The following is a 2648-nucleotide window of genomic DNA, read 5'->3' as shown; positions in this document are numbered from 1 at the left end:
GTATCCGCCGGACAGCCCACGGACGCGGCCCCCGCCACCGGCGAGCGGCGCCTGCTGACCGGTCTGATGGCCAACAGCATCGCCCTGTACGCCGTCTACGGCGCCGTCCCGGCCGTCCTGCTCGCCAATCTCGTGGCGGACGTCGACCCGGATTCCAAGTCCACCTCCCTCGGCGTGATCAGCGCCGTCGGCGCGTTCGGCGCCATGCTCGCCAACCCCCTGGCGGGCGCCCTCTCGGACCGCACCCACGGCCGGTTCGGCCGACGCGCTCCCTGGATGGCGGGCGGCGCACTGCTCGGCGGACTGTCACTCATCGCGCTCGGCCTCGGCAACAACCTGCTGTGGATCGGCGTGGCCTGGGCGCTGGCACAAATCTTCCTCAACGGCCTCCAGGCCCCGCTGACCGCCGTGATCCCCGACCGCACGCCCGAACACCGGCGCGGATTCTTCTCGTCCGCCGCCGGACTCGCGCAGATGCTCGGCGCCATCGCGGGCACCGCCCTCGCCGCCGGCTTCGCACACGCACTCGGCCTCGGCTTCGCCGTCTTCGGCATCCTGGTCGTCATCGGCACCGCGGTGTTCCTGCTCCTGAACAAGGAACCCGCGGCCCCCGCCCCGCAGGGCGAGGCGTTCCACTGGAAGGCCTTCCTCGCCGGATTCTGGGTGAGCCCCCGCAAGCACCCCGACTTCGGCTGGGCGTTCCTCGGCCGCTTCCTGCTCATCCTGGGCTACTACTGCGTCTCGTCGTACCAGCTGTACGTCCTCGACGACTATCTGGGCTTGTCCCGCGACCGCTCCAACGACCTGGTGCCGCTGCTGAGCCTGGCCATGCTGCCCGGCATGATCGTGATGATCGTCGTCTCGGGCCCCTGGTCGGACCGCGTCGGCCGTCGCAAGCCCTTCGTCGTCGCCTCGAGCCTCGGTATGGCCGGCGCCCTCACCCTGCCCCTGATCCTGCGCAGCGAGGCGTCGATGTTCGCCTACGCGATCGTCTCGGGTTTCGCCTTCGGGATGTACATGGCCGTCGACACGGCATTGATGACACAGGTGCTGCCCCGACCCGATGCCGCCGCCAAGGACATGGGGGTTCTCAATGTCGCCAACGCACTTCCGCAGGCACTGGCACCAGCCGTCGCCGCGGCGGTGATCGGAGTACTCGGTGGTTACAGCGCACTGTTCGTCGCGGGCATCATCCTGACCATCCTCGGAGCGCTGAGCATCCTGCCCATCCGGGCCGTACGCTGACCGGTCCTCCACCACGTCAGGGACGGCCACCGGCCCGAATCGACCCGGCCGTTGGCCGCCTCTGACCGATGCTCGGGGCGAGGTGAGCAGCCCGTCCCCGCCGCTGCTCCTGATGGACGGCCGACATCATTGGTGCCCCACGTACGACTCGGGCTTCGATCGGACCCCGTTGCATCGCACCGGCTTGACTCAGGCGTCGAGGGGCAACCGGCCGGGACGTCAACTTCCTCAGTAGGGGCTTGCACGGACGTTGTCTTCGACTGTTCCATGCCCTCATGAAGCAACGATCTTTCATGGGCCGGTTCAAGCGCCAGTTCAGCCCGCACCCCACTCACGTGCCACGAACGGCTTGGCAGAAACTCAACAGAGCTAGAACAGACTCCGGCTGGCCACTGTTGACGCTCAATTTTTTCACCTCGGCCCTGTTCGCCGCGCTCTTCATGGACTGGGCACTGTCTGCCCATCTGTTGGCAGCCCTTTACTGGTGGTTGAGCTTCGGCTCCGTCATCGGTCTTCTGCGGACTGGATACGTCATGCTGTGCGTCGCCAGAGGCCAAGCCGGACAGCTCGCGCCGGAAGTACCCGGGACTTCGCAGGACGGTGACCGATACCAGGGCGGGCGCACCCGCCTTGGCCGTTACCAGGGCAAACACACCTGAAGTCCGCACGTGCTCAGAAGATGCCGCACAGTGGTGAGACCGCGGCCGCCCGGCACTGGCCGCTCACGATCGCCCCGTCAGGCGAGCGGCCTTCGTGCACGCAGTTCACGTCGAGGAGGCAGAGCACGGCCCAGGGGCTGCGTGACTCTCGTGCTCATACAGAAAGTCGCCCAACAAGCGTGGGCCCCTGCCGAGTTGGCAAGGGCCCACGGGACAAGCAGCAAAGGAGCGCCGGGTCCCTCCCGCGGCGAGCAGCCTCCTGGTCAGGATGACTTACTGTCTGCTGGTGGCCTGGCGGCCCGGCTTCACGTCAGGTGGCGGGTGAAGAACTGGGCCGCGGCGTCCCCCGCGAACTGCGGGACGCCGGTGTGCCCGCCCATATTGGCGTGCAGGGACTTTTCCTTGGAGCCGAAGGCGTCGAACAGGTCGAGGGCCGCCTGCCGGTTGTTGCCTTCGTCGTCCCACTGGAGCAGGACGTGCAGCGGAATGGAGACCTGGCGGGCCTCCTCGACGATGGCACGAGGCACGAAACTGCCGGCGAAGAGAGCGGCGGCCACGATGCGCGGCTCGATTGCCGCAAGGCGAACGCCGATGGAGATCACTCCCCCCGAGTAACCGACCGGGCCACCGATCTCGGGGAGCGACAGAAGTGCGTCCAGGGCGGCCTGCCATTCCGGGACCGCCTTTTCGACGAGCGGGAGGACGAGAGCGTCGATGATCTCGTCGCCGACCGGCTCGCCGGCC

General features: G+C 67.9%; 2 protein-coding genes and 1 pseudogene. 2 read left to right on the top strand and 1 reads right to left on the bottom strand.

Going from position 1 to position 2648, the window contains the following annotated elements:
- On the top strand, window positions 1-1245 hold a 1245-nt coding region (locus ACWEBX_RS39035), incomplete at its 5' end, for an MFS transporter (protein WP_451889449.1).
- A 275-nt stretch (window positions 1246-1520) separates the two neighbouring features.
- The gene (locus tag ACWEBX_RS39030) at window positions 1521-1904 is read left to right on the top strand and encodes a hypothetical protein (RefSeq protein ID WP_451889448.1); all 384 of its coding nucleotides are present in this window, start codon (window positions 1521-1523) and stop codon (window positions 1902-1904) included.
- 305 nt (window positions 1905-2209) lie between these two features.
- Here ACWEBX_RS39030 and ACWEBX_RS39025 read toward each other — a convergent pair.
- Window positions 2210-2648, bottom strand: a pseudogene (locus ACWEBX_RS39025) (alpha/beta hydrolase); the annotation flags it as partial.

Source organism: Streptomyces sp. NPDC005070 (assembly GCF_053600395.1).
Note: the sequence above shows the minus strand (reverse complement) of the source record. Positions and strands in the feature narration are given on the sequence as shown.

What these genes read in the sequence shown, in the direction of transcription:
- ACWEBX_RS39030 (WP_451889448.1), top strand. Translation starts at nt 1,521, where the DNA reads ATGAAGCAACGATCTTTCATGGGCCGGTTCAAGCGCCAGTTCAGCCCG.